Here is a 21,030-nt window from a genome sequence, read left to right on the forward strand (position 1 = left end):
CTTATGGCCTAAAGGCGACTTACGACGAAGGTGCCGCCCAGCAAAGGCGCACCTATCGAAAGGATCGTGCCATCGTCCAAAAGATGATTGCACTTTAGATGGATTATCTCGTCAAACTTTTTGAGGTAATCCTCGGGAGCGTCATCGTTTCTTTGCGAGATGTGTTTGAAGAAATTCGAGTACACCGAGTTTTCAAAAGGCGGTTCGACCATTCCGCTCAATGGATCGACTGCGCCAATTTTCCTGACCCGTTCCAGCCAATCCTTGCAGGTCTGCTCGGCAATGTCGCTGCTGGAAACTTCGTCAAAGGCCTTACGGATCGTCAGCCTGTCATTTCGCGAATCGTAAAGCGCGCTTCCCAACGGCGGGTAATAGCTCGTGAGAAAATACTCCAACCGGATCAACCCGAGATCAAAAACCGTTGCGGGCTCATTCATCAGGTATTTGGTAACTTCTCCCGGATCAGAGTGCACAGGCGCAGTGAACGCGAGAGTCGCAACAACTGCCGCACAGGTTGCCTTGAACTTCGTCAGCATATTCCCCTCCTGATTGCATAATGACGCAATCAAACAATTCATAGGATTACCCATGAAGCTAAAACAACCTGAGTTCAAGCGCGGAGATTGGCTTTCTGTGCTTTTTGGTGAGGGCAAAAACTAGAGTATGAAACACGGCCTCTTTAGCCGAAACAACATGACCCGCCTTCAGGTAAAGACAGGCCGCCGAGAATACCCAATTCTTTCAACCAATTGATGTCAGTCCTGAGCGGAACTCCAATCATTGATCGCGCAGGGATATCACGGCATACTAACACTGCCGAATACTAACATAGGTTGAAATTAAACGAATTATTTGAGGTGAAACATGTCGGATATATCCAAAGCAACGCGTACGGTCTTGTCTAAATATGCAACCTTCACAGGGCGCGCCACGCGACCGGAGTTCTGGTGGTGGGCCTTGGCAGTATTCGGCATCAACATCGTTGCCCAGATCATCGACGGGGTGCTTGTTGCTCCGATGCTCGGCTTCACCGCGTTCCAAGCAGAAGCCGGCCAGCCCATCTCAATACTCGTAATGCTTGCGTTGTTCCTTCCGAATATCGCCGTCGCCGCACGACGCTTGCACGATATCGGGCGCAGTGGCTGGTGGCTTCTTATTGCCTTTATCCCGCTAATCGGGGTGCTTGTTCTGATCTATTTCTATGTTCAGCCGAGCGACCAAGGCTCTAACGAATACGGCGCACCAGAACCACTAACTTAGTTCCGTGTGCGTTTTTGCGCGCTGTATACAGCTGTAAAGCCGAAGCTCGCACTGCTTTATTTCTGAAGAAACTTAGTGGTGCGGGTGGAGGGACTTGAACCCCCACGCCTTGCGGCGCTTGGACCTAAACCAAGTGCGTCTACCAATTTCGCCACACCCGCATCCTGTTGCGGCAATCGCCGTCAACCGCGCCCTTCTAGCGCAGGATTTTCGGGGATGCGAGGGGAAAATTCGCGCAAATGCGAAAAAATTTCATGACGAGCGTTTCGACGCGCTTTCAAGTGCGGTCAAGACGGCTGGCAGCTGTTCGGGAAGGTCTTCGGCGATAAGGCCCGGGCCAAAGCGGCGGGCGCATTCGGCATGAAGGTGCGCCGCAGTTTCGGCGGCTTCGATTGGCGCAAACCCACGCGCCAAAAGCCCCGTTATCATGCCAGCTAGCACATCTCCCGCGCCTGCTGTTGCGAGCCATGGGGCAGCATTCTCATAGCAGGACGCCACAATCCGGCAGTCCCCTTGGGCATTGGCGATCACCGTCGCTGCGCCCTTAAGCAACACAGTACAGCCTGCCGTTTTAGCGGCATCGCGCGCGGCGTCCAGCTTGGAATATAATTTATTTTCAGTAAGTTCGGCGGAAATATCGGGAAACAGACGTTTAAACTCGCCCATATGTGGCGTGAGAACGATCTGCTCATGCAGCTTCGAGAATGGCTTTTCGTGGTGCGCCAATAGTGTCAACGCATCTGCGTCAAGAACCGCGGCGCGTTTTGCGGCCAGCACGTCCATAAGCCAATCCGCGCGGTCGGGTGATAGACCGAAATTCGGACCAAGGCAGAGTGCGTTTATCCGTGTATCATCCAAGGTCTGCCGCAAAGCCTCGGCATCATTGAGCGGCCGAAGCATGATGGCGGTGACCTGCGCGGCGCATTCCGCAAGCGCATCCGGCGGGCAGCCAAGCGTTACGAGCCCCGCCCCGATCCGCAACGCCCCACGCGCCGCAAGTCGTGCCGCGCCTGTTTTCCCCGCCCCGCCCGAAAACACCAGCGCGTGGCCGTGGGTAAATTTATGAGCATTGGGATGTTTGGCTAGCCCGCTCGGGTCCGGCGTTTGCGCGCGAACGGCCACTGGCTCTGCGAAGCGCGCCAAACCAATATTGGCCACGTCAAGCGCGCCGCAAGCTTCCGGCCCATCCGCAAGCACATGACCAACAAATGGGCTATGGAACGTGACGGTGAGATCAGCCCGCAGTGGGGCAACCGGCTCACCAAGGCATGTTCCAGTATCAGAAGACAGACCTGACGGCACATCCACAGCAACCACAATCGGGCGCGCCTCAAGCGCAGAAATCGACCTCTCTATATAGGCCAGCCCAGAAACTGCGCGATTTAAGCCAGAGCCGAACAGCGCATCGACCACAAGGTCACAGCCCTCGCCCAAAGCCTCGGCCAACGTTTCGGCATTCAAAGGCGCAGTAGCCGCAGCCCCCTGATCCAGCGCCGACCATCTCTGTGCATTCAACTTCGCGTCAGGAGGGAGAGATTCTGTATCTCCAAGAACTAGAGCACGCACGCCCCATCCAGCCTGATGCAAAAGGCGCGCAATGACATAGCCATCTCCGCCGTTATTCCCCGGCCCGCATAAAACCACCGCGCAATGCGGCGTCTTTGCCAATGCAGGCCAACGCGCAAAAGTCGCATCCACAACGCCGCGCCCTGCCCGCTCCATCAGGTCCGCACCGGTGACAGCCCCGCTTTCCATGGCACGGATTTCGAGGGCACGCATCTCGGCGGCGGTCATGTAGATGGTGGTTCGGCTCATGTTTCTTACCTCTGCGTCTTCCTCCAGAGGCTAGGCAGCGCCTTGGCCCTAAGCAAGCCCGAGATCGTCGCAGGCAACGCAATACTTAATGCGCAATTTGCCGGACCCCGCACAAAGGCTTCAGGCAGAGTTAGCGCATAGAGAAAGATCGAACGCGAAAAAAATGAGCAGTTGCGGGTGGTGAAATGTTTTCATTCTGTCTATTTATTGTGCAACCCGCACAAAAACACACCAAAGCAGCGGGATTCCACAAGCTGACCCGCGCTGCGTCAGCTTACCCGATTGTCCCTCAGATAGGGAAGTGTTCTGAACCAATCGAAGCGAAGAATCCACTGACCGATTTCAAGGAGTCGCCAATGAAAAAGATCGAAGCCATCACCAAGCCGTTCAAGCTGGACGAAGTCAAAGAGGCACTTCAGGAAATCGGCGTACAAGGCCTCTCAGTTGTTGAGGTCAAAGGATTTGGCCGCCAGAAGGGTCACACCGAACTCTATCGTGGTGCCGAATACGTGGTGGACTTCCTTCCTAAGGTGAAAATCGAAGTTGTTCTGCCTGATGATCAGGTTGATGACGCCATCGAAGCCATCGTGAACGCCGCCAAAACCGACAAGATCGGCGACGGCAAGATTTTCGTCTCTACCGTTGAGCAAGCCATCCGTATCCGGACCGGCGAAAGCGGCGAAGACGCACTTTAAGCAACACCGCCGGTCATCGGCACCAGTCTAACACTAAATAAAAGGGAAGAGATCAAGATGAGCAAAGCTGACGTTCTCAAACTGATCAAGGACGAAGACGTGGACTATGTGGACATTCGTTTCACAGACCCACGCGGCAAACTACAACACGTGACTGTTATTGCAGACGAAGTTGACGAAGACTTCCTCGAAGAAGGCTTCATGTTTGACGGGTCCTCCATCGCTGGTTGGAAATCCATCAACGAATCCGACATGAAACTGATCCCAGATACAGACTCTGCGTATCTTGACCCGTTCTATGCCGAGAAAACACTCTGCATCCACTGCTCCATCGTTGAGCCGGACACAGGCGAAGCTTACTCCCGTGACCCACGTGGCACAGCCGAGAAAGCCGAAGCTTACCTCAAGTCTTCCGGTATCGGTGACGTTTCCTACTTTGGCCCAGAGGCAGAATTCTTCCTCTTTGACAACGTACGTTTCTCCAACACCATGAACAAAGTGTCCTTCGAAGTTGACGCACAAGACGCAGCTTGGAACACAGACACCGAGTACGAAATGGGCAACATGGGCCACCGTCCTGGCGTTAAAGGCGGTTACTTCCCTGTTAACCCAATCGACGACGCTCAGGACATCCGCTCCGAAATGCTCTCCACTATGAAGCGCATGGGCATGAAAGTTGACAAGCACCACCACGAGGTTGCTTCCTGTCAGCACGAGCTTGGCCTGATCTTCGGCTCGCTCACAGAGCAAGCGGATCACCTTCAGAAGTACAAATACGTTGTGCACAACGTTGCCCACGCCTACGGCAAATCGGCAACCTTCATGCCAAAGCCAATCGCTGGCGACAACGGCACAGGTATGCACGTGAACATGTCGATCTGGAAAGACGGCAAGCCACTCTTCGCTGGTGACAAATACGCTGACCTGTCTCAGGAAGCTCTGTACTTCATCGGCGGTATCCTGAAGCACGCTAAAGCTCTGAACGCCTTCACAAACCCATCGACAAACTCCTACAAGCGTTTGATCCCAGGTTTTGAAGCTCCTGTTCTGCGCGCTTACTCTGCATCGAACCGCTCCGGTTGTGTGCGTATCCCATTCGCGGAATCGCCCAAAGCCAAGCGCGTTGAAGCTCGTTTCCCTGATCCGGCTGCCAACCCATACCTCTGCTTTGCTGCACTGCTTATGGCTGGCCTTGACGGCATCAAGAACAAGATCGACCCAGGTGCGGCGTCTGACAAAGACCTTTACGATCTCCCAGCCGAAGAGCTGGCAGGCATTCCAACAGTTTGCGCATCCCTGCGTGAAGCTCTGGAAGCTCTGGAAGAAGATCACGACTTCCTGCTCGCAGGCGACGTGTTCACAAAAGATCAGATCGAAGGTTACTCCGAGCTTAAGTGGGAAGAAGTGTATGCATACGAGCACACACCACACCCAGTTGAGTACGACCTGTACTACAGCGTATAAGCTGCTGGAAATAAACGGAAAGGGCGCTCCATTGGGGCGCCCTTTTTGCATACGGCTCTGCTTACGGTCCTATCTAGGCTGCTATCTCTCGGCCAGCGCACGCGCATCATCGGGCCGCAGACTCTTGCGGTTAATCATGTAGGTATGGATCGAGAAAACCACCGCGCCACTGTCAGGCAATCGCAGCAAGGATTGTCGCTCGCTCCGAAGAAACGGCGGCTCTTTTGACAGCGGCACGCGCGGGTCAGCCTCGGCGCGCGGGTGGAACAACTCCGGCGTATCGTAAAACAGCGCATTGGCCCGCCACATCCCGCGCTCGGGCCGGATTGCGTCAAACAGGCGCTGCACCCGTTTGGCGAGGTCGGGCGTATAACTGTCAACTGGGTCATGTATCCCCAAAAGCGGGCGGCCCAGCTTTTCCGCCAAAGTCCAACTCGCCGGAAAGCACAGCACCGCGCCGGTAAGAAGGTAAGCCCCGCCCTGCTCCTGCAGAATGCAAAAATCCTCCTGAACAAGATGGCCCAAAGTGACAAGCGGCGCGCTGTGATCAATCTCGACCACGCGCCCGTCGGGGCAACGCACCTGTGTTGCCGCAACCTCAAAACCATCACGTAAACGAAGCTGCTTTAACACGAGCGCCAACAACTCATCAGCAGCCCCTTGCGCGCAGGTTTCTTGCGCCACAACCTCGCTGCGGCGTGATGCCAAAAGCGCCTCCCGCAACCGCATTTGCCCTGCGTATGCGTCGTTCACATCGAGCCAATCCGCCATATCCAGCGGCGCCATTCCCGGCAATCGACGACAGGCCGCAGCGATCTGATCCGGTGGCAATTTAGCATTTAAAACAGTTTCCATGCGTCACCCTAACTTTGCCGCCTCTGCCTTTCTATGGCGATTTTATTTACGCTCGATGCACCCACCAAAGATCACCAAGCCGTGACTTCGCCGCCACGCCTCTTGCCCTAGCGTTAACAACCCTGCACCCTAGGTCGACCGACCCAAAGGAGCGCCTATGCCAATTGAAACCCACCGGTTCGCCGGCCATGATGGCTCAAGCCTCGCGGCACGGCTCGACACGCCGGAAGGGCCGCATTTGGCCACCGCAATTTTTGCGCATTGTTTCTCTTGCGGCAAAGACATCCGCTCCGCCAAACGCATTTCGTCACGGCTCGCATCCATGGGGATCGCGGTGCTCCGGTTTGATTTTACTGGGTTATTTGGCTCTGAGGGGTCATTCGACCAAACAAGTTTCACCAGCAACGCCCAAGACCTCGTGGCGGCGGCGGCCTATTTGGAATCTCTCGGAATGCCAGCCTCTATGCTCATCGGCCATTCACTTGGCGGAGCGGCGGTGTTGCGCGCGGCCCAAGAGCTTCCAGACATCCGCGCGATCGCTACACTTGGCGCGCCTGCTGATCCAGCGCATGTGACGCATTTGTTCGGCCCCGCTCTGGAGGAAATCGAGCGCAACGGCTCTGCTCAGGTTTCGCTCGGCGGCGTTCCTGTCAACGTGGGCGAAGCATTCCTGCAAGACCTCAAGGGCCCTGCGCTCCTGCCGACTCTTAAAGACCTGAAACCCGCGCTTCTTGTGCTTCATGCCCCGCGCGACGAAATCGTCAGCATCGACAACGCTGCTGAAATCTTCATGGCCGCTCGCCATCCCAAAAGCTTCATAACGCTCGACACAGCCGACCACATGCTCACCGATGCGGCCGACGCCGAATATGCCGCAGAGATGATCGCGACATGGGCAGGACGCTATATTGACCTATCACCACCTGCCCCACCCATCGGCGCGCCCGAAGGCGTTGTTCGTGTCACCGAGGCCGACCACGACGGTTTCTTGCAAGACATTTCCGCAGGGCCGCATCACCACATCACAGCCGACGAGCCGCTCGCATACGGCGGCACCAACAAAGGCATGTCGCCTTATGGTTTGCTCAGCGCGGCGCTTGGCGCGTGTACGTCGATGACTTTGAGAATGTTTGCGCGCCGCAAGAAGTGGCCGCTTGCCTCTGTTTATGTGGATGTGACTCACAACAAGGTCCATGCCCAAGACGCCACGACCTGCAACACCAGCACCGAAAAGATCGACCGTTTTACACGCCGCATCACCCTCGAGGGGCCACTCGCGCCGGAACAATCCGCCCGCCTGCTTGAGATCGCCGATCGCTGCCCCGTGCATCAAACGCTTGAGCGCACATCTGTTATCGAAACCCGTCTCGCCGAAGTCAAAACCGATAGCTAATCGGCGCGGCTATAGCGGCTCACCATCACATAAGATTTGCGCGGCCCCGTAACCCGCCAACGGGCCTCCCATTCAGGCCAGTTACAAAAATCATAGGTCACAACATAAGTGTCCGGATCACAGAAATGCCGTGCCTGCGGCTCATGCTCTGGGGTGGCAAGATCAATCTCGTGAAAGGCGCGACCATCGTCAAAACGCACCTCGATTTTCCTCGCCTGCGGCGCACCTAACCAAAGATAGCGGCGCTCCGCCTGCATTCGCGTTCCGTTGCTTAATAGAGTGCCTGCCTCAACATAAGTCAGCCCGTTCGACACCTCCGAGAACACGGCTTGCCCGCTAAACTCACCATGCAATTTGCCGTCAAATCCGCGAATTTCACGATCAATCCGCCAAACACCCACAAAATCCGCCAATTTAAGCGAAAAACCCACGCCATTTCCCCTGTTATCCGGCGCGCTCTCTTGCCGCCAAAGCCCATGCAGTCTAAGAGAAGCCGCGCGCCTCTGCCATGTCTGTTTACGAAAAAAGGCTACCCCATGATCCCACGTTATTCCCGCCCCGAAATGGTTGCTATCTGGTCTCCCGAAACCAAGTTCAAAATTTGGTACGAGATCGAAGCCCACGCCTGTGACGCCCAAGCTGATCTCGGTGTGATCCCGCGCGAAAATGCCGAGGCCGTCTGGAAAGCCAAGGATGTTGAATTCGACGTGGCCCGCATTGACGAAATCGAAGCCGTCACCAAGCATGACGTCATCGCCTTCCTCACACATCTCGCCGAACATGTTGGCAGCGACGAGGCTCGCTTTGTCCACCAAGGCATGACCAGCTCCGACGTACTGGACACCTGTTTCAACGTCCAGCTTGTCCGCGCTGCTGATATTCTGATTGCCGATGTCGAGAAACTTCTGGCCGCCCTCAAACGCCGCGCGCTTGAGCACAAGATGACAGTCCGCATCGGCCGCTCCCACGGCATCCACGCCGAGCCAACAACCATGGGCCTCACATTCGCGCGCTTCTACGCCGAGATGGACCGCAACCTCGCCCGCCTCAAAACCGCGCGCGAAGAAATCGCAACTGGCGCGATCTCCGGCGCGGTCGGCACATTTGCCAACATCAACCCAGCCGTCGAAGAGCATGTTTGCAAAGAGCTTGGCCTTAAGCCCGAGCCGATCAGCACACAGGTTATCCCGCGCGACCGCCACGCCGCATTCTTTGCTGCTCTCGGCGTTGTCGGCAGCTCGATCGAGAATATAGCAACCGAAATCCGCCACATGCAGCGCACCGAAGTTCTTGAGGCCGAAGAGTTCTTCTCCAAGGGTCAAAAAGGCTCCTCCGCGATGCCCCACAAGCGCAACCCTGTGCTGACCGAAAACCTTACGGGCCTTGCCCGTCTTGTGCGGATGTCGGTAGTACCTGCGATGGAAAACGTTGCCCTCTGGCACGAGCGCGACATCAGCCACTCTTCGGTTGAGCGCAACATAGGGCCAGACACAACAATCACCCTCGACTTCGCGCTCGCGCGCCTGACTATGGTTGTCGACAAACTGGTGATCTACCCTGATAACATGCTGGCAAACATGAACAAATTCCGTGGCCTCGTGATGAGCCAACGCGTTCTTCTTGCCCTGACCCAAGCGGGCGTAAGCCGCGAGGACAGCTACAAGCTTGTGCAGCGTAACGCGATGCGTGTGTGGGAAGAAGGCAAGGATTTCAAAACCGAATTGCTTCAGGATGAAGACGTGCTGAAAGCGCTGTCGCCCGAAGAAATCGAAGAGAAATTCGACATCGGCTATCACACCAAACACGTCGACACGATCTTTAAGCGGGTCTTTGGCGAATCCTGAATAGAACGGAAATCTATGCGAATTGAGGGGGCTTAACGGCCCCCTTTTTCATACAAAGCTCGGATATGGAAATTTCTACTCACAGTTTTCATCAAAATTGATTGATCGCCTATTTTTGTCGGGGTAATTTTAACGCTGCCTTAAGACAAGACATGCCAACTTGCTCACATCCTGAATGGAGACCTACGTGAGTACAGAATTGGCCTCTCTTGATGATCTTGGCACACCGCCACTTGACCTGCCGCCGGACCTTCCTTCTCCTGCGGACAACATCCCCATGGCAACGCCGCTGTCATCGCCAATGTCTCCACCCGCGCAGGCAGAGTCCGGAAACGGGCACAGCGCCAGTTTCTCGCAAACGGATTTTCCAAGTCCGGATCAAACCGCAATCTTGGCGAGCCTTTCGCGTGGACAGAAAGCCGCTATCATCGTGCGGGTTTTGCTGGCCGACGGCGCAGATCTGCCAATTTCCGATTTCCCCGAAGACCTGCAACACAGTCTGACCCGCAGCATGGGGAGCCTCAAGAGCATCACACAAGAAACGATGGTCGCCGTGGTTGAGGAATTCATTTCCGAGATCGACAATGTCGGCATGTTCTTTCCGGGCGGGTTAGATGGCGCGCTCAAAATTCTTGAAAACAGCTTGTCGCCTTCCATGGTCACGCGGCTCCGCCGCGAGGCTGGCGGTGTTTTCTATGGCGATCCGTGGGAGAAAATCGTCGATCTACCGACTGAAATTCTGCTCGACGCCATGCGCAACGAAAGTATCGAGGTCTGCGCCGTTATGCTCTCCAAGCTTGACGTATCCCGCGCTGCGGAACTGCTCGGCCTAATCCCGGGTGCGCGAGCACGGCGCATTGCCTATGCCGTATCGCTTACCAAATCCGTCACACCTGAAGCCGTGCGCCGCATTGGGATTTCGCTCGCACAACAGCTTAACAACCAACCTCCTGTGGCTTTTGATGATGATCCGGTGGACCGCGTCGGTGCGATCTTAAACTTCTCACAAGCCCGCCGCCGCGATGAGGTTCTGGACGGATTGGAACAAGACGACAGCGAATTCGCCGCCCGCGTCCGCAAAGCCATATTCACATTCGCCAACATCCCGCAGCGTATTTACGAAGGCGACATGCCCAAGATCATCCGTGGGCTGGATCAAGCGGACCTCGTGACCGCGCTTGGCTACGCCAGACAAACTGGCGAAGAGGCCGCTGTCGATTATATCATGCAAAACATGTCAAAGCGTTTGGCCGCGTCTCTCGAAGAAGAGATCGGTGAACGCGGTGAGGTCGGCGAAGCAGATGGCGAGGCCGCCCAAGCCAAGGTCGTTGCCATGGTGCGCCGTCTTGAGGCCACTGGCGAAATTTCTCTTCGGATGGATGACGCATAGTGTTGGAAGGAGCCGATGCGTTTAAAGTGAGTGGCTTAAACAACAGAGAAATTAGTCAGTGCTCTGCCCTTTTGTGCATTTCGCAGCCTTGTTCATCCACAAGCGTGGCACCAAACCATCAACAGTTCATGCACTTTACCTTTTTCGGCGACATGCCCACTGACAAGTCATAACCGTTACGTCAAATCCACTTGAGGGTTAACGCAAGAGCGCATATGTCTGCTGTCGAACACGGCGCAGAGCCGCTTAAGGAGCCGCAATGTCATTCTGGAAAAAGGCATCATATTTCATTCAGTACATCGTGTTCTTGATTATCATCGAGGGTACGAGAATTTTGCCTTTCAACACCCGCCGGAATGTCGTTGGGTGGATCACAGCACATGTTATTGCTCCGATGGTCGGCTGGCCGAATGCCATCAAACGTAACCTCGGCTATATCTTCCCTGACATGTCTCCCGAGGAGATGAAGCCAATCGCAACCGAGGTTTCCCGCAACGTGGGCCGCACGATTTGCGAGAACTTCTCTGGTAAAGACTTCCGCAAGTTTGTGTCGGATATTCCAATGCAGGGCGGCGGTGTCGAAGACCTTCGCGAAGCGGTAGAAAACAAGCGCCCTGTTATTCTCGTTTCGGGACATTTCGGCAATTACGATGCCATTCGGGCCAAACTTGGCGTTGAAGGCGTTGCCGTTGGCGCGCTTTACCGCCCGACCAACAACGAATTCTTCAATCCGTACTATGCCCGCCGTCTTGAGGAAAACAATGCGCCCCTCTTTGGCCGTGGCCGTAAAGGTCTGGCTCAAATGCTCAAATTCCTGAGGCAAGGCAACACAATCGCGATCCTGAACGATCAGCATATGTCAAAAGGCGCAAAGCTGAAGTTCATGGGAAAGCGCGCAAAAACTGCTGTCTCTGCCGCTGAAATGGCTTTAAAATACAATGCCTTGCTGATCCCGGTTTACGGTGTCCGCAAAAACGGCGGGCTGGATTTCGATATCATCATCGACCCACCTATCCCGCACTCCGAGCCGCTCGAAATGACTCAAATGCTCAACGACAGCCTTGAGAAACATGTGCGCGAGAATTTGGGGCAATGGCTCTGGGGGCACACGCGCTGGCGCTTTAAATCCTAAGCGCCGCGCGGGATTTACTTCACCTTTGCGGCGGCAAGGATTGGCCCATGGCTGCCTTGCTGAACGATGACAGCAACCGGATTTTCCGTGTTCAGCTGCACCTTAGAGCTTAACGCATCAGTGCCGCTCCACTCTTTCACCTTCACCCAATCGGTGACCACATTGGCATAGGTGATACTGCGGCCAGCGTTCTCACCGCGTTTGATGTTCACAGTTTGCGACGGCGCATAGACTGCAACCTGCACAGTCATCTTCTCGGGCTTCGCGGACGTAGCCTTGATCTCGAGCATGTTGCCATTGCGCGTTGCGGTCATCTGAACTGGTGATTTCTGTTTTTTATGAGCTTTGATCGCAGCTTCGACCTCTGCGGGTTTACTGCCAATCACATGATCAAGCCCGCCGATTACCATCTGCGGCGTGTAAATCATCCGCTCCCCTTTCGCGCGGGCATAGCCGCGCTGGCGATCGGTAAACTCTGGCTTGGCAAATTCATCAGCCCAACCGATGTAGTCCCAATAATCCACGTGCAAACCAAGCGCGATCACATCATAGCGCGTTGCCAAATGCGACAACATCTCATCCGCAGGTGGACAGGATGAACACCCCTGCGAGGTATAAAGCTCAACCACAACCGGATCGGCAGCGGCGCTCGTATACGTAAACGGTACAAATGCAACTCCAAGCGCCGCAATGCCCATGCGCAACGCCTTACCGAGTCGCTTATTCAGCGAATCTTCCATTACTCGTCCTTTGATCCCCATTCCCCCCGTTTTAGACAATCACCTCGCAAAACCCTAATCAACCATTCGAGAGCGTTCGCAATAATAAGAACACGTATTCGTTTCAGAATGCGTAAAGAATGCGCAGCAACTAAAGCCATGCATTTCAGCGACGCACGCAGTTCGTTCCTCCCGCCAAGAAGGCTGATCAAATGCGCGTGTGATATCGCAGCTATCTGTGGCTCCACCTTGATAAACACTGCGGATTGCTTCAGAAATTGCGCTAGCGATACCCTGTTATTTCAAAAGGGAGGCCAATATGCCCATTACAGTCGGACACGATACCGCCAAAACCCGTAAAATGCTTAGCGCGGGTGGTAAATCCATTTCCTATTACTCCATTCCCGCCGCGACCGAGGCCGGACTTGGCGATTTTTCCAAGCTTCCCGCCGCGCTCAAGGTAGTGCTTGAAAACATGCTCCGCTTTGAAGACGGCAAGACTGTTACTTTGGACGATATCAAAGCCTTCGCGGAATGGGGCGCGAACGGCGGCAAAAACCCGCGCGAGATTGCCTATCGCCCTGCCCGCGTGTTGATGCAGGATTTCACCGGCGTTCCGGCCGTGGTTGACCTTGCGGCGATGCGCGACGGGATCGTTGCCCTCGGTGGTGATGCAGAAAAAATCAACCCGCTCAACCCCGTGGACCTTGTGATTGACCATTCGGTTATGATCGACGAGTTCGGCAATCCGCGCGCGTTCCAGATGAACGTGGACCGCGAATACGAGCGCAATATGGAGCGCTATACCTTCCTTAAGTGGGGCCAGTCGGCGTTTGACAACTTCCGCGTTGTGCCTCCCGGCACTGGTATCTGCCATCAGGTGAACCTTGAATACCTCGCTCAAACCGTCTGGAGCGACACGGACCAAAACGGCGAAGAAGTTGCCTATCCAGACACGCTCGTTGGCACAGACAGCCACACGACAATGGTGAATGGCCTTGCGGTTCTGGGTTGGGGTGTTGGCGGCATCGAAGCAGAAGCCGCGATGCTCGGACAGCCGATTTCAATGCTTATTCCCGAGGTTATCGGCTTTGAGCTAACAGGCGAAATGGTCGAAGGCACAACGGGCACCGACCTTGTTCTCAAGGTTGTGGAAATGCTCCGCGAAAAAGGCGTTGTCGGAAAATTCGTCGAGTTCTATGGCGCGGGACTTGACCGCCTACCCCTCGCAGATCGCGCAACGATCGCCAATATGGCTCCAGAATATGGCGCGACCTGTGGCTTCTTCCCGATTGACAACGAAACTCTGCGCTACCTGCGTACGACAGGTCGCGATGAAGACCGAATTGCGCTTGTCGAAGCCTATGCAAAAGAGAATGGTCTATGGCGCGGTGCAGATTACGCGCCCATTTATACTGATACGCTTCAATTGGATATGAGCACAGTCGTCCCTGCGATTTCCGGTCCGAAGCGACCACAAGATCATACTCCGCTTGATCTGGCCTCAGATGCCTTTCTGAAAGTTGTGAGCGAATATCGGGGTGTTGACGCCGAACCCGCCGCTGCCGAAATGGCCTCGGAAGGCCCTGCACCAACCGCGCCAACCGATCCGCGCAAATCGCATGCCGTTAAAGGCGAAGATTACAGTTTACGGGACGGATCAATCGTAATTGCCTCAATCACATCCTGTACCAACACTTCAAACCCCTATGTGATGATTGGCGCTGGCTTGGTGGCGCGCAAAGCGCGTGCGCTTGGCCTAAACCGTAAACCATGGGTTAAAACCTCGCTCGCACCAGGGTCGCAGGTTGTTTCCGCCTATCTTGAGGCCGCAGGGTTGCAGGAAGATTTGGACGCCATCGGCTTTAACCTTGTTGGCTATGGGTGCACCACCTGCATCGGAAACTCCGGCCCCATCCAAAAGGAACTGAGCGACGCGATTGCCGAAGGCGATCTCATTGCGACGTCTGTGCTGTCGGGCAACCGAAATTTCGAAGGGCGCATCTCGCCGGACGTGCGCGCCAATTACCTCGCCTCTCCGCCTTTGGTCGTGGCCTATGCGCTTACAGGTGATATGAATATCGACCTGACCACCGAACCGATTGGCCAAGACAAAGACGGAAACGACGTGTTCCTCAAAGATATTTGGCCGAGCACACAGGAAATCGCCGAACTGGTTGAAAGAACCGTCACGCGTGAGGCCTTCCAAAGCAAATACGCCGATGTTTTCAAAGGGGATGATAAATGGCGTTCGGTAGATACCACAGATAGCCTCACCTATGATTGGCCTGCGGCGTCAACCTATATTCAGAATCCACCCTACTTCCAAGGGATGAGCAAAGATCCAAGCGAGATCACCAATATCAAAGACGCTCGCGTACTCGCGGTGCTTGGCGATATGATCACAACAGACCATATTTCTCCGGCGGGTTCCTTCAAGGAAACAACGCCCGCAGGGCAATATCTCACCAACCATCAGGTACCTGTGCGCGAATTCAACTCCTATGGATCGCGGCGCGGCAACCACGAAGTCATGATGCGCGGCACGTTTGCCAACATCCGCATCAAGAACGAGATGCTCGACGGCGTTGAAGGCGGCTACACCAAAGGGCCGGACGGGCAACAGACCTCGATCTTCGATGCCGCGATGGCCTATCAAACGTCCGATACCCCGCTGGTGATTTTCGGTGGCGAACAATATGGCGCTGGCTCCTCCCGCGATTGGGCGGCCAAAGGCACGGCTCTGCTTGGGGTGAAGGCGGTCATTGCCGAGAGTTTTGAACGTATCCACCGGTCCAACCTCGTTGGTATGGGTGTGATTCCATTTGAATTTACCGGTGGCGACACCCGAAAATCGCTCGGTCTTACAGGAGACGAATCTGTTTCGATCATGGGTCTGGATTCGGTCGAACCGCTCCAAGATGTGCCCTGCGAGATCACGATGGCTGACGGAACTGTGAAAAACATCACCCTAAAATGCAGAATCGACACCGCAATCGAGGTTGAATACATCGAGCACGGTGGCGTTCTTCACTATGTTCTGCGCAACCTCGCAAAATCATAAATCATTGATATAGAAAGAATAAAGCGCCCCAACCTACAGATGGGGCGCTTATCATATGCATTGCCTTGAATATGGAAACAGTGTATTTCTGTGAAAATAATGTGGCAAGACTGTGGCGTTGTAGAACTGTTAACTGATTTTCGTTAGCCTAGTCATGTAACCAGTACGAGTGAGATTATTTAATGGCACCTTCTTTTGAACTTGCTGCTTTTGTTTTGTTGGCCCTTGTCGGTAGTTGGCCGCTCTAACACTTCTTAAATCTACCTGCGCTTCAACCCACGCTCGGAGTCCCGACGTTTGAGGCGGTATAGCCCTAACTGCGCATAATTTAGCGTTCAGCATTCAGTCACCTCGCACAAGCGCGGGCAATTTCTTATGAGATTTCAATCGTCTGATATACGGTAGCGGGCGAATGGGCCCTACGGCATCGGTAACCACTCGCGGAATTCGGCGCTCTCTAACTACGAAAAAATGTGGTGCTTTGGGGCCAAAGCAGCGGAGCAATTACTTCGCGGCCTCTTCCATCGCAGGGCGGATCTTACTTTCTAGAACCGTAGGATCAATTGGCCCCGCAAACCGTAGAACCACATTTCCCTCTCCGTCTACCACAAAGGTTTCCGGAACGCCGTAAACGCCCCAATCCCGCGCCGTTACGCCGGTTGTATCAGCACCAAGGGCAGTAAATGGATTGCCAAGCTCGGCCAAGAAGCGCTCTGCGTCTTCGGGTTTGTCTTTGTAGTTTACGCCATAAAGGGTCACGCCCTCTTCTGCGAGCTGCTCAAGCTGCGGATGCTCCGCTCTGCACGGCACACACCAACTCGCCCAGAAGTTCACCAGCTTCACACCGGACGCAGCCAGATCCTCTCCATCAAACGAAGGCGATTGCGGCATCGGCGTTGTGGTTAATTGCGCGGCGGGCTTCCCAATCAGGGTGCTGGGCAACGCATCAGCGTCTTCTTTCTGCATACCAATGTAAAAGGTTGCGGCAAGCCCTGCGAAAATCAGCGGCGGCAAAACTGCAATAACCGGAAATTTAGCCATTTTTCTTCTGATCCTTGTTGCGTCCTTCGACGTCCTGAAGCTGGGCCTTTACGCGACGGCTGCTCCAGAGCGTCGACAGAATAAGCCCTGCCAACAAAAGGCCGGTCACTGCATAGGCGAGCAAAACCTCGACAACATATTTTCCGAGTTCAGGCATCATGCGGCGCGCTCCCGTGCAAGAAGCGCGTTCATCCGGCGCTTGCGGATTTCGGTTCGGGTTCGGATCAAGAGCAGGCTCACAAAGAGCGCCACAAATCCGGCCATGCACACATAAAGCGGCAGGGCGAAGGCGTTGTGCACATTCTCCTGACGGTCAAGCGAGAGGCTCGCCCCTTGGTGGAGCCCTTGGTTCCAGAACAACACCGCATAGCGACTCAGCAGCGCAAAGACAGAACCAACAAGACACAGAACAGAAGTAAGGTCCGCCGCTGTATCGGGGTTATCAATCGCCGCCCAGAGCGCCACATACCCGAGGTAAAACAACAGCAGGATCAGGAAGGACGTTAGCCGCGGATCCCATTCCCACGCTGTGCCCCACATCGGCTGCCCCCAGATCGCACCTGTCAGCAGCGCAATGACTGTCATGACAATGCCGATAGGCGCAGCGGCCTTCGCGGCAAGTGCGCTCACGTGGTGTCGGCGGACGAGCCAGATCAGGCTCGCGATTAGCATCATCAGCCACGCGTTAATCGCCATCAATGCAGAGGGCACATGCAGAAAGATGATCTTGACGGTCGAGCCTTGGCGGTAGTCATCCGGCGTAAAGAAAAAACCCCAGATCACACCCACAACCAGCGTGACAACGGCCAGCGCAATCACCCACGGCAGAACGGCGCCGGATGTGTGCATAAATTTGCGCGGATTTGCGTATTCCCAAAGTGACATGGCCGGACCTTATTTCGCCTTTGTTTGTTGCGCAATCACTCTACACAGATTTGTGTTAGCGCAGGTTGATACGGATTGCCGCAGCCGCCGCCAGTGGCAGCAACGCAAGCGCCGCAAGAGAGATCGCCGCGAGGAATAAAAGCGGCACTCCGGCCTCCATTCCGCGCATCCCCCGTCGCAGGGCTTCTGCGCCGAAAATGAGAGTTGGCACATACATCGGCAGCACGAGCAATGAGAGAAGCAGCCCGCCCCGCTTGAGGCCAACAGTGAGAGCAGCGCCGAACGTCCCGATGATCGACAACGCCGGCGTACCAATGGCGAGCGTCACGAGCAGCCAGAAATAGCCGTCTTGCGGCAAGTTCAGCAAAAGCGCCAGCACTGGCGCAATTAGGGTAAGTGGCACGCCCGTTGTGATCCAATGGGCCAACGCCTTGACCACCACAACGCCTTCGAGCGGCAGTGGCGAGGTTGCCATCAGGTCAAGCGAGCCATCGTCGTAGTCCAGCGCAAAAATCCGATCAAGCGACAGCAAACACGCCAGAAGCGCCCCAACCCAAAGGATACCCGGCGCAATGGTGCCAAGAACCGAAGTCTCGGGCCCAACCCCAAAGGGAACCAGCACAATCACGATCAGGAAAAACGCCAGCGCCAGCCCGAACCCTCCGCCAGAGCGCATGGATAGCCGAATATCGCGAAGCAAGAGGGCAATCATAAGAAGGCCTCGTCAAATTCGGGCGCGTTTTCTGTGGTGGCTTTGAACGGCGTCAGGTCGAGCACCTTGGCGTCGAACCCGAGGTCGATATGGGTCGCAATCAAGGCAGAGCCGCCGCGTGCCAAATGATCTTGAACAACGCGGGCGAAATTGGCGGTTGCCGCGGCATCAAGAGATACGGTCGGTTCGTCCATTGCCCAAATTTTGCGTCCTGTAACAAGCATCCGCGCCAGACCGAGACGACGCTTCTGCCCCGCAGAAAGGTTTTGCGCAGCGCGGTTGCGTAGCTCAACGAGGTCAAAGGTTTCAAGGGCGGCATCAATGCCGCTTGCGCCGAATACACTGGCCCAGAAGCTAAGGTTTTCGGCTACTGTCAGCGTGGGTTTGACCCCATCGGCGTGGGAGGCATAGGCGATCTCATCTGTTGCTGCGCCGCCATTGGCCATCCGCACTACGCCAGATAGAGGCGGTTGCAGCCCTGCGATACAGCGTAAAAGCGTGGTTTTGCCAATGCCATTTGGACCGCGCAAAAACAGAGCTTCGCCAGCGGGCAGCGCAAAATCAACGCCCGCCAAAACCGGAACGCTGCCGCGCTGCACTGCTACTGACTGAACCTCAAGTGTCATGGGGGTTGGGTATCCTATCGCGCAAAAATCGCAAGCGTTTTTACGCCGCACCCTATGTTAAGACACCGGAATCGCGGCAATTCCAACGCGCCGCCCTTCGGAAAGCAGAACGTTATATGTCCGACAGGCCGCTGGGGTCGCCATAAGCTCCACTCCAATGCCCGCAGCTTCAAGCGCCTGTTTCAACGGTTTGGGCAGATATGCAATCTCTGTACCTGTGCCAAAGAACAGCACATCAATGTTCCCTGCTTCGGCCACGAGCGCATCGCTATCCTCATAGCCGCCCCATTCGATCCGTCCGGATGGCATAATCGCCATCGGACCTTCAACTTTCTCGCCACCAATACGGAAAAATCCTGGGCCGTAGCCGTCAACAGGCAGCAGATCACCATATGATACTTCGGTAAATTTCATGGCCGCACCCTAGCCCCAAATCGGCAGCCCGACAAGCACCGCCCCTGCGACAATGAGATAACCGACAATACGGTAGTGGCGTTCGTACTTCGGTACGAAAAGCGCTTGTCCGAAGAGCGTTCCGATCATGTATACCGGCACAAACAGCAGCCCCAAGCCAAAGGACTCAACCGAATATAGTCCTTGTAGGTAAAGAATTGGGATTGTCGAACTGCTCACGATAATCAGAAACGTGAGGATATTCGCCCGCGTCACACGCGCGGGGGCCGTGCCAGACAGGTTAAACAGGATCACAACAGGGCCAAAAAGCCCCGATGCGCCGCCAACAACGCCCGCCGCGCCACCAATGCTCGCAAGAGCACGCGGCGTTTCGCCAACGGTCCGACGCCACCCCAAAACCATCGCCACGAGGGTCACAAGCACCAGCAGCGTGATAAGCCAGCGCAGAAAAACTGGATCGCCATACCGCAGGACAAAGATCCCCGCCAAAAGCCCCGCAAATGCCGGAAGGACCATGGTAATGGTGCGCCGCTTCTCGCAGTCGCGCCACGCGTTTGGCAGTACCGTAAAGATAGAGCCGATGGTGGTTAGGGCAAACGAAGTCACAACCATATGTGGCGACACAAAGGCCGCCGCGACAGGGAAAAAGATGAGCCCGCTTCCGAACCCGGCAAACCCCATAACGATGCCCCCAACCAAAACGGCAAGGACCATTGGGATCAGCCCCGGAACTTCAAGAACCGGGGCGAAGACCTCAAGCATCGGGATTTGCGAATTGTGTTCCGGCTTCGGAGTCTTTTTTGCTCCAGTCGCGCTTCACATCAAGGCGAAGCAGAATCGCGGATGCCACGAATACCGAGCTATATGTCCCTACAAGAACGCCCCAGATCATCGCGAACACAAAGCCACGAATCACATCGCCGCCAAGCACAAAGAGCGCAATCAGCGCCAGAAGCGTGGTGACCGAGGTCATCACGGTGCGGCTTAGGGTTTCGTTGATTGATAGATTCAGAACCTCACGCAGCGGCTTGGTTTTGTAGCGGCGCAAGTTTTCGCGCACGCGATCAAACACGACCACAGTATCGTTGAGCGAGTAGCCCACAATTGTCAGAAGCGCGGCGATAATCGCCAGATCGAACTTGATCTGAAGGATGCTAAAGACACCGATGGTAAGCACCACGTCATGCACGAGCGCGGCCACAGCACCGACCGAAAACTGCCACTCAAACCGCAACCAGATATAGAACAGCACCGCAGCAATCGCCGCCACAACAGCCAGAACAGCCGTTTGCACCAACTCGCCCGAGACTTTCGGGCCAACGGATGTGACTTCTGGGAATGTCAGGGTGTTATCAACGGCCAACAGAGCGTCTTTGACTTGGGCCAAAACGTCAATCGAAACAGCCTCTGCGCCCTCTTGAGCTTGGATGCGGATTTGCGACGCATGCAATTCAGGTTGGGTCGGATCAAAAATCTCTGTGATCGTCACATCGCCAAGGTTCAGCGGCGTCAGCGCGTCACGATATGCGCCAACATCAACGGCAACCTCAGAGTCCGTACGGATCGTGGTGCCGCCCTTGAAGTCGATACCGAAGTTGAGACCCATCGTGAAAAACAGCACGATCGAAACAAGACAAGCGATCGCAGAAGCGCCGAGCGTCACTTTGGTGTGCTTGAAGAAATCCCAATGGCTTTCGGAAGGTACAAGTTTCAAACGCATG

Annotated in this window: 21 protein-coding genes and 1 tRNA gene; 8 read left to right on the forward strand and 14 right to left on the reverse strand. The window is 55.3% G+C overall.

Translation table 11 applies throughout. The features are described from left to right. Window positions 1–8: 8 nt before the first annotated feature. Entirely contained in the window at window positions 9–536 is a 528-nt protein-coding gene (locus OU789_RS08240; protein ID WP_274654949.1) for a hypothetical protein, read from the reverse strand. Window positions 537–864: 328 nt separating this feature from the next. Here OU789_RS08240 and OU789_RS08245 point away from each other — a divergent pair, with 328 nt between their 5' ends. Further along, the gene (locus OU789_RS08245) at window positions 865–1,260 is read left to right on the forward strand and encodes a DUF805 domain-containing protein (RefSeq protein WP_274654951.1); all 396 of its coding nucleotides are present in this window, start codon (window positions 865–867) and stop codon (window positions 1,258–1,260) included. A gap of 76 nt (window positions 1,261–1,336) precedes the next feature. Here OU789_RS08245 and OU789_RS08250 read toward each other — a convergent pair. Both OU789_RS08250 and OU789_RS08255 read right to left on the reverse strand, forming a co-directional pair. Next, a tRNA-Leu gene (locus OU789_RS08250) sits at window positions 1,337–1,421 on the reverse strand. Between the two features lie 91 nt (window positions 1,422–1,512). Continuing rightward, window positions 1,513–3,075, reverse strand: coding sequence for an NAD(P)H-hydrate dehydratase (locus tag OU789_RS08255; protein WP_274654953.1), 1,563 nt, complete (start codon window positions 3,073–3,075; stop codon window positions 1,513–1,515). 356 nt (window positions 3,076–3,431) lie between these two features. Between OU789_RS08255 and OU789_RS08260 the strand changes: the two genes are divergently transcribed. Together OU789_RS08260 and glnA are read left to right on the forward strand one after the other, a co-directional pair. Further along, window positions 3,432–3,770, forward strand: coding sequence for a P-II family nitrogen regulator (locus OU789_RS08260; protein ID WP_263952885.1), 339 nt, complete (start codon window positions 3,432–3,434; stop codon window positions 3,768–3,770). Window positions 3,771–3,827: 57 nt separating this feature from the next. Beyond that, window positions 3,828–5,234 (forward strand): type I glutamate--ammonia ligase, encoded by a 1,407-nt coding sequence (gene glnA, locus OU789_RS08265; RefSeq protein ID WP_274654956.1) that lies wholly within the window; start codon window positions 3,828–3,830, stop codon window positions 5,232–5,234. 81 nt (window positions 5,235–5,315) lie between these two features. Here glnA and OU789_RS08270 read toward each other — a convergent pair whose 3' ends face one another. Beyond that, a complete protein-coding gene (locus OU789_RS08270; protein ID WP_274654958.1) occupies window positions 5,316–6,089 on the reverse strand; it encodes a heme-dependent oxidative N-demethylase family protein in 774 nt (257 codons plus the stop codon). A gap of 157 nt (window positions 6,090–6,246) precedes the next feature. Here OU789_RS08270 and OU789_RS08275 point away from each other — a divergent pair, with 157 nt between their 5' ends. Beyond that, complete coding sequence (locus tag OU789_RS08275; protein WP_274654960.1) at window positions 6,247–7,482, forward strand: bifunctional alpha/beta hydrolase/OsmC family protein; 1,236 nt, start codon at window positions 6,247–6,249, stop codon at window positions 7,480–7,482. Here the strand turns inward: OU789_RS08275 and OU789_RS08280 are convergent. Continuing rightward, the gene (locus tag OU789_RS08280) at window positions 7,479–7,913 is read right to left on the reverse strand and encodes a DUF6314 family protein (protein ID WP_274654962.1); all 435 of its coding nucleotides are present in this window, start codon (window positions 7,911–7,913) and stop codon (window positions 7,479–7,481) included. The two genes, OU789_RS08275 and OU789_RS08280, sit on opposite strands and share 4 nt — an antisense overlap. A gap of 105 nt (window positions 7,914–8,018) precedes the next feature. On the opposite strand from OU789_RS08280, the gene purB reads away from it, so the two are divergent. From purB to OU789_RS08295, 3 genes are all read left to right on the forward strand, one after another. Beyond that, window positions 8,019–9,326: an adenylosuccinate lyase gene (gene purB / locus OU789_RS08285; protein ID WP_263952880.1), complete on the forward strand. Its 1,308-nt coding sequence runs from the start codon at window positions 8,019–8,021 to the stop codon at window positions 9,324–9,326. Between the two features lie 187 nt (window positions 9,327–9,513). Next, window positions 9,514–10,716 (forward strand): flagellar motor switch protein FliG, encoded by a 1,203-nt coding sequence (locus tag OU789_RS08290; RefSeq protein ID WP_274654965.1) that lies wholly within the window; start codon window positions 9,514–9,516, stop codon window positions 10,714–10,716. A 259-nt stretch (window positions 10,717–10,975) separates the two neighbouring features. Beyond that, on the forward strand, window positions 10,976–11,848 hold the full coding sequence (locus tag OU789_RS08295; protein WP_274654967.1) for a lysophospholipid acyltransferase family protein: 873 nt from the start codon (window positions 10,976–10,978) through the stop codon (window positions 11,846–11,848). Window positions 11,849–11,862: 14 nt separating this feature from the next. Here OU789_RS08295 and OU789_RS08300 read toward each other — a convergent pair whose 3' ends face one another. Then, entirely contained in the window at window positions 11,863–12,588 is a 726-nt protein-coding gene (locus OU789_RS08300) for a DUF1223 domain-containing protein (RefSeq protein ID WP_263952877.1), read from the reverse strand. A 298-nt stretch (window positions 12,589–12,886) separates the two neighbouring features. Between OU789_RS08300 and acnA the strand changes: the two genes are divergently transcribed. Next, a complete protein-coding gene (gene acnA, locus OU789_RS08305) occupies window positions 12,887–15,631 on the forward strand; it encodes an aconitate hydratase AcnA (protein WP_274654970.1) in 2,745 nt (914 codons plus the stop codon). Window positions 15,632–16,135: 504 nt separating this feature from the next. Here the strand turns inward: acnA and OU789_RS08310 are convergent. Genes OU789_RS08310 through secF form a run of 8 tightly spaced genes read right to left on the reverse strand, consistent with a single transcriptional unit; the run spans window position 16,136 to window position 21,029 of the window. Next, the gene (locus tag OU789_RS08310; RefSeq protein WP_263952875.1) at window positions 16,136–16,672 is read right to left on the reverse strand and encodes a DsbE family thiol:disulfide interchange protein; all 537 of its coding nucleotides are present in this window, start codon (window positions 16,670–16,672) and stop codon (window positions 16,136–16,138) included. Beyond that, window positions 16,665–16,832 carry a heme exporter protein CcmD gene (ccmD, locus tag OU789_RS08315; protein ID WP_263952874.1) on the reverse strand — a complete coding sequence of 56 codons (168 nt, stop codon included), beginning with the start codon at window positions 16,830–16,832 and terminating at the stop codon, window positions 16,665–16,667. Before ccmD ends, OU789_RS08310 begins: the two co-directional genes overlap by 8 nt. Further along, on the reverse strand, window positions 16,829–17,557 hold the full coding sequence (locus tag OU789_RS08320) for a heme ABC transporter permease (protein ID WP_263952873.1): 729 nt from the start codon (window positions 17,555–17,557) through the stop codon (window positions 16,829–16,831). The genes ccmD and OU789_RS08320 overlap by 4 nt, the downstream gene beginning before the upstream one ends. Window positions 17,558–17,612: 55 nt before the next feature. Next, window positions 17,613–18,269 (reverse strand): heme exporter protein CcmB, encoded by a 657-nt coding sequence (gene ccmB, locus OU789_RS08325; protein ID WP_263952872.1) that lies wholly within the window; start codon window positions 18,267–18,269, stop codon window positions 17,613–17,615. Further along, entirely contained in the window at window positions 18,266–18,895 is a 630-nt protein-coding gene (gene ccmA, locus OU789_RS08330; protein WP_274654976.1) for a heme ABC exporter ATP-binding protein CcmA, read from the reverse strand. Before ccmA ends, ccmB begins: the two co-directional genes overlap by 4 nt. A gap of 57 nt (window positions 18,896–18,952) precedes the next feature. Then, window positions 18,953–19,309 carry an Mth938-like domain-containing protein gene (locus OU789_RS08335; RefSeq protein ID WP_263952870.1) on the reverse strand — a complete coding sequence of 119 codons (357 nt, stop codon included), beginning with the start codon at window positions 19,307–19,309 and terminating at the stop codon, window positions 18,953–18,955. Between the two features lie 9 nt (window positions 19,310–19,318). Further along, complete coding sequence (locus OU789_RS08340) at window positions 19,319–20,071, reverse strand: sulfite exporter TauE/SafE family protein (protein ID WP_274654978.1); 753 nt, start codon at window positions 20,069–20,071, stop codon at window positions 19,319–19,321. Then, window positions 20,064–21,029, reverse strand: a complete 966-nt coding sequence (gene secF / locus OU789_RS08345; protein ID WP_274654980.1) for a protein translocase subunit SecF — start codon at window positions 21,027–21,029, stop codon at window positions 20,064–20,066. The genes OU789_RS08340 and secF overlap by 8 nt, the downstream gene beginning before the upstream one ends. Between the last annotated feature and the right edge of the window lies 1 nt (window position 21,030).

Source organism: Halocynthiibacter sp. C4 (genome assembly GCF_028823805.1).
GTDB classification, from domain to species: domain Bacteria; phylum Pseudomonadota; class Alphaproteobacteria; order Rhodobacterales; family Rhodobacteraceae; genus Falsihalocynthiibacter; species Falsihalocynthiibacter halioticoli.

Bases quoted from the DNA above. Each gene is read 5' to 3' on its own strand.
- OU789_RS08245 (WP_274654951.1), top strand. From the start codon at position 865: ATGTCGGATATATCCAAAGCAACGCGTACGGTCTTGTCTAAATATGCA.
- OU789_RS08255 (WP_274654953.1), bottom strand. From the start codon at position 3,075: ATGAGCCGAACCACCATCTACATGACCGCCGCCGAGATGCGTGCCCTC.
- OU789_RS08300 (WP_263952877.1), bottom strand. From the start codon at position 12,588: ATGGAAGATTCGCTGAATAAGCGACTCGGTAAGGCGTTGCGCATGGGC.
- ccmD (WP_263952874.1), bottom strand. From the start codon at position 16,832: ATGATGCCTGAACTCGGAAAATATGTTGTCGAGGTTTTGCTCGCCTAT.
- OU789_RS08340 (WP_274654978.1), bottom strand. From the start codon at position 20,071: ATGCTTGAGGTCTTCGCCCCGGTTCTTGAAGTTCCGGGGCTGATCCCA.
- ccmA (WP_274654976.1), bottom strand. From the start codon at position 18,895: ATGACACTTGAGGTTCAGTCAGTAGCAGTGCAGCGCGGCAGCGTTCCG.
- ccmB (WP_263952872.1), bottom strand. From the start codon at position 18,269: ATGATTGCCCTCTTGCTTCGCGATATTCGGCTATCCATGCGCTCTGGC.
- purB (WP_263952880.1), top strand. From the start codon at position 8,019: ATGATCCCACGTTATTCCCGCCCCGAAATGGTTGCTATCTGGTCTCCC.
- OU789_RS08295 (WP_274654967.1), top strand. From the start codon at position 10,976: ATGTCATTCTGGAAAAAGGCATCATATTTCATTCAGTACATCGTGTTC.
- glnA (WP_274654956.1), top strand. From the start codon at position 3,828: ATGAGCAAAGCTGACGTTCTCAAACTGATCAAGGACGAAGACGTGGAC.
- OU789_RS08320 (WP_263952873.1), bottom strand. From the start codon at position 17,557: ATGTCACTTTGGGAATACGCAAATCCGCGCAAATTTATGCACACATCC.
- OU789_RS08260 (WP_263952885.1), top strand. From the start codon at position 3,432: ATGAAAAAGATCGAAGCCATCACCAAGCCGTTCAAGCTGGACGAAGTC.
- OU789_RS08270 (WP_274654958.1), bottom strand. From the start codon at position 6,089: ATGGAAACTGTTTTAAATGCTAAATTGCCACCGGATCAGATCGCTGCG.
- OU789_RS08310 (WP_263952875.1), bottom strand. From the start codon at position 16,672: ATGGCTAAATTTCCGGTTATTGCAGTTTTGCCGCCGCTGATTTTCGCA.
- OU789_RS08275 (WP_274654960.1), top strand. From the start codon at position 6,247: ATGCCAATTGAAACCCACCGGTTCGCCGGCCATGATGGCTCAAGCCTC.
- OU789_RS08335 (WP_263952870.1), bottom strand. From the start codon at position 19,309: ATGAAATTTACCGAAGTATCATATGGTGATCTGCTGCCTGTTGACGGC.
- secF (WP_274654980.1), bottom strand. From the start codon at position 21,029: ATGCGTTTGAAACTTGTACCTTCCGAAAGCCATTGGGATTTCTTCAAG.
- OU789_RS08240 (WP_274654949.1), bottom strand. From the start codon at position 536: ATGCTGACGAAGTTCAAGGCAACCTGTGCGGCAGTTGTTGCGACTCTC.
- acnA (WP_274654970.1), top strand. From the start codon at position 12,887: ATGCCCATTACAGTCGGACACGATACCGCCAAAACCCGTAAAATGCTT.